This is a genomic window from Methyloceanibacter sp. (assembly GCF_058506495.1).
The window spans coordinates 1-4,470 of sequence record NZ_JBZMXT010000126.1; the positions used below are offsets into that span (position 1 = coordinate 1).

The 4,470-nt window shown below is 54.3% G+C and carries 4 protein-coding genes; 2 read left to right on the plus strand and 2 right to left on the minus strand.

Annotated features, from left to right (window positions below):
• Positions 1–3 precede the first annotated feature (3 nt).
• Both AC33YF_RS12970 and AC33YF_RS12975 read left to right on the plus strand, forming a co-directional pair.
• Complete coding sequence (locus AC33YF_RS12970) at positions 4–207, plus strand: CBS domain-containing protein (protein ID WP_491777632.1); 204 nt, start codon at positions 4–6, stop codon at positions 205–207.
• 193 nt (positions 208–400) lie between these two features.
• Positions 401–1,447: a helix-turn-helix transcriptional regulator gene (locus AC33YF_RS12975; RefSeq protein ID WP_491777629.1), complete on the plus strand. Its 1,047-nt coding sequence runs from the start codon at positions 401–403 to the stop codon at positions 1,445–1,447.
• Positions 1,448–1,916: 469 nt separating this feature from the next.
• On the opposite strand, the gene AC33YF_RS12980 is transcribed toward AC33YF_RS12975, so the two are convergent.
• Positions 1,917–2,549: a glutathione S-transferase family protein gene (locus AC33YF_RS12980; protein ID WP_491777630.1), complete on the minus strand. Its 633-nt coding sequence runs from the start codon at positions 2,547–2,549 to the stop codon at positions 1,917–1,919.
• A gap of 180 nt (positions 2,550–2,729) precedes the next feature.
• A complete protein-coding gene (locus tag AC33YF_RS12985; RefSeq protein ID WP_491777631.1) occupies positions 2,730–4,259 on the minus strand; it encodes a DUF1254 domain-containing protein in 1,530 nt (509 codons plus the stop codon).
• Positions 4,260–4,470 lie beyond the last annotated feature (211 nt).

Consider the following 4,470-nt stretch of genomic DNA (forward strand, 5'->3'; position numbering starts at 1 on the left):
GTTATGACCCCAGGAATTCATTGCTGCCGAGAAGATGACGATCTTGCGAAGGCGGTGCGACATATGAAGCAGCTCAAGCTGCGTAGATTACCCGTGATAAACAACAGAAAGCGAATGGTTGGTATGCTTAGCTTGGGTGACCTCGCACATTTCGCACCGAGCCATCTAGTATCGGAATGTGTGAAGAGCGTCACAGCACATCACTAATACGGAGTCCTACATTTTCTGTGGTCAATGCCACAGCGCTGGCGTCGATCGTGTAGTCAGCTCGTCGAACGCCTGTCGCCGGAAAAAGAAGCCAAAGAGTTCAATAGGTCGGGGAAGGTATCGCATGCGTGATAGTCCGCAACCTCCATCTACTGGGTCTGCTTCTGGAGAAGCAAGCCGCTCTCAGTGGAACGTGGCTTTAGACACCGTGGCTGAGGCGATAGCTTTCGAAAACGTAGTCCACGTCCCCTTCTCACAAGGTAAAGCCTCGGTAGGGCTGATCGGCAAATGCTTTGATCCGAACTCAGAGGCCACCGTGATCGACCACTGGCGGCAATGCCACCTAAGCGCGCGGCGTATTGCACAGCTGTCACGCAAAGCCGTTTTAGGATCTGGTGACTATAGGAAACCTGAAGAACGCCGTGGCTGCGGTTTGTATCAAACGCCCTGTTGCGAACAGATCTTTGAGCACGAAAAATTTCCGTATTTCACGGGGGTAAAGGTCACCGCTGGTGATGAGCCCTGGTGCCTTGTCCTTGAGCGTTCGGCTGAAAAAGGGCCTTTCTCCAGGACAGAGCTTAAGAGACTCGGCCAGTTGTCGTCGTTCCTTTCGACTGCGGCAAGCGAAATACACTCGATTGGCATCGCACAGGCCGAAGCCATATTGGCTATTCTTGATGTGCTTGCGATGCCCGCTGCTTGGGTGGACGAATGTGGCTGCATGCGGAGTATGAACCAGGAAGCAGAGCGACTCTTCCAAGGGGCTGAGGTCACTTGTCGTCATGGCAAAATCGTTTGTTCCGATCGAGCAGTCAGACAAGATCTAGATCGGAAACTTTCTCAGTTCCTCCATGCTGGTGCACCAGCCGTTTCCTGCGCCCCGCTTGTATCCATCCAGCGAGGAGACAAGCGTCACCCGTTGCTTGTCTCAGGTTTGCGGCTCAACTGCGTCTCGAAGGATATCTTCGGCAGTTACAAGGCGATCCTGACATTCACCGACTTAGATAAGTCTATGGCCCTCTCTGCGGACGACCTTTGTCAGCTCTTCCACCTGACCTCAGCAGAAGCGCGTTTGGCCGTTGGTCTTGCGAATGGTAAGAGCCTCGATGCCGTGGCGAAGGAATCCAGCATCAAGAAGCATACAGCCCGTCACGAGCTCAAATCGGTTTTTTCAAAGCTCAGCGTTCATCGTCAATCTGAGCTTGTGGGGTTGCTAACCAGGTGTATGCCACGGGCATAGGCTTAGCAGCTGAGTGACGAGGCCACCTGCTTAGCTTCGTTGGCTGTACCACTTTGCGGAAACCATGCGATTTCGCAGAGAGGACTAATATCGAAGAGATCCGCATTGAGAGCGCGTTAAGGCAAAAAAGGCCCCGAGACAGGAAAGATGCCGCGGGGCGAAAAGGCTAAGTTGCTAAGCATCTGCATCAACAGTCCTCTTAATTCTTCAACCTTCTTGGCCCAAGCCCGACAGACTTGGTTGTATAAAAATCGCCTCCGGATGCCGCATGATCTGGTTCGGGTCATTAGCCGGCATCGGGCTTTCGGGCCTGGACGACCGCCTTTCATCCGTCAGCAGACGTTCTCATCCGCATCATTGACGTCAGCGACGTGCCAACAGTGGACGTGGCGCGATTGGAAGTCGACTGGCTCGCTCATCAAAGAATCCTACTTGTCATGCCGGGGGGCCGGATGCGCAGGTTTTGCTCTCACAAAGCAGCGCTTGGTCGGGCATTGATCCGTTTGTACCAGTCATGAGCACGTTCGGCGCTGGGCGGTAACTCAAGCTTTAACCAACCAGCGAATTCGATAGTGACGAATGCCATGATATCCGCTGCTGAAAAGCTGGCGCCCGCGACGTAGTCGTCCCCTCTAAGAAGATGGGCCTCGAATGTCTCAAGGAAGTGAGCGACCCGTGCCGCTCCACGTCGGGCAAGCTCGGGGATTTGGTCGTAGTCGATAGGCCCGGTTAGCGCACGGTCTTTGAAACCGGGCAGCTCGTTGCGAATTGCCTCAGCTATCGCATAGAAGCCGTCGAGATCAACTCGCCAAATGCGGTCTGCAATCAGTCCCTTCTCTTCAGGGTTCGTTCCCAGTAACGGTGGTAAGGGCTTGTGGGCTTCAAGATAGCGCCAGCACCCCTGAGACGATGTGAGGTGCAGGCCAGTCTCGGTTTCGAGAACGGGTACGGTGCAGTAGGGATTCTTCTCCGTGAAGTCCGCCTGTAGGTGAGCACCAGAACGAAGATCAATTTCAACAGTCTCGATGTCGAGGTTTTTCTCGGCGATGAACATGCGGACGAGCCGCGCGCTAGGTGCAGTCTTGCAATCGAAGAACTTCATGAGGCTTTGCTCCTGTCCCGTGTGCGGAGGCGTATTGGACCTCCGAATACCAACCTCCCACCGTCCGCTTTACACTCAAGAACAGATATCCCGGCCTCGGAAACGATATCCGTTAATTGCCACGAGCGGACGGGCGCGACCAACAAGGCAGGGTCGCGCTTCGCCTCGAAAGCTGAGCCGTTACTCGACTAACTCAATTTCACCCGGTCGCCAGGTCTTGTCGAACCACGCCTCAGTTGGGCTGTAGAGCCGAAGCAGTGCAAACCACCCCTTATTCGGCACGGTCTGAATCCAGTTGGCTTCTTTGCCTTCAGGGGCTTCTGGTCCGAAGTAAATGTCAATCGACCCGTCATCATTGGTGAGCAGTTTGTCTCGCTTGTTGTTCTTGTTCGGATAGGGCTGATCGGTTTGCAACATCGAACGCGTCTGTGAGTCGTAGACCACGATCGACATAAACTTCTCCGCTGGCGCATCTCCTGGAAGGTTCAGTTTGTAGGACTTGCCGCCGTCCAGGTAGTTGCCATTCTCGTCCAGGTAGCCCCACGCATATTGCGAGCCCTTTCCGATCAACTTCCAGACCATGGCTGGCGAGTTGAAGGTCGCCATGTAGAAGTACTGCGCTCTTGCATCTATATCGCGGCCGCCCATGCCCTGATCTTTGAGGTACTCGTAGGAGTTACCGATCATGCCACGCTTCCAGTAGCTATCCTTGTATAGAAACTCTTCCTGGTTTCGTTCGTACCAGAACAATGCTCGCGCCGTTGCATTGCCTAATTTCGCTGCCTGAACGAGGATCTTTTTCATCCTGCCATCCGGGGCAAACGGCTCGCCCTTCTGGATACCAATGGACGCAAAGAGACCGCGCAGTTCAGGATCTATGAATTCGAGCGGCTCACGGTCGACCACGCTATGAAGCTCTTCGAAGAACTCGTACCTCGCAGAGTGAACCGTGTTGAAGGCGGCTCCCGTCCCTTCGATGAATTCCATCGCTGGCGGATTGGCGGCAGCCTTTAACGGGTAGATTTTCACTCCCTCCCTGAACAGTTTGCTGGAGTAATCCGGCTTTCCGTCCTTCAAAAACCCGCGCAGCAGGACCCAGACTGCATAACTGCGCGACTCCGCTATCGTGAAATCACCTTGCGGAACGAGGCCATCTAAGTCCTCTTTCTCATAACCGGGAGGAAGTATCAGGAACTTTCCGCCATTTCCCTTGTGAGGCCCGGGAGGGCCCATGTCGACGATGTTACGGGAAAAGGAGTCAATCATGATACCGGGGCCCGTTCCGGCCGGGATCTCCACCACGGTTGGTCCATCGCGTTCTAAGTCGAGAAACATGGTGAGATAGACTGTCCCGGCATTGCCCGTCAGGAACAGTGAACTGCTATCCATCAGCCCATCAAAGATAATGGCCTGGTTGGCCTTCTCTTGGCCGAGCGCAATGTGACCCCTTCGTCCCGCCTCGAAATTTGAGGCCGGCATCCCGTTTAATATGGTTTGCAGTCCACGATTCAGGTCAAGGTTAGCAAAAAGAGCCTTGGCCGCATCAGCGTCGGGTATACCGTCGAAGAACTTCAACGTACCGACTTTGGTGTCGACAGTATCCGGTGTCAGAATTGACTCCGGGATTTTAGTATTGAAACCCGGCGTAGCCTCTTCGGCGACCGTCGTTCCGACCGTGACCGCGCAGCTCACAAGTGCTGCAAGCCCCATAGCCATTTTGCTCCTCGAAACCATTTCTTCCTCCCACGAACTTTAACTCCAAACTTGTCGCTGGACCCTAGCAGTCTGCGAAACTGATGTCCGCCTTGGGTCATTAGCGGACATTTGGGGACAGACCCCTTGTCTCCGCTTTGCTCCCAGAATCGGACATCCGAGTGGTCGAATGCGAAGGCCGCTAGGTATTGAAAGCCGTCGTATTCTC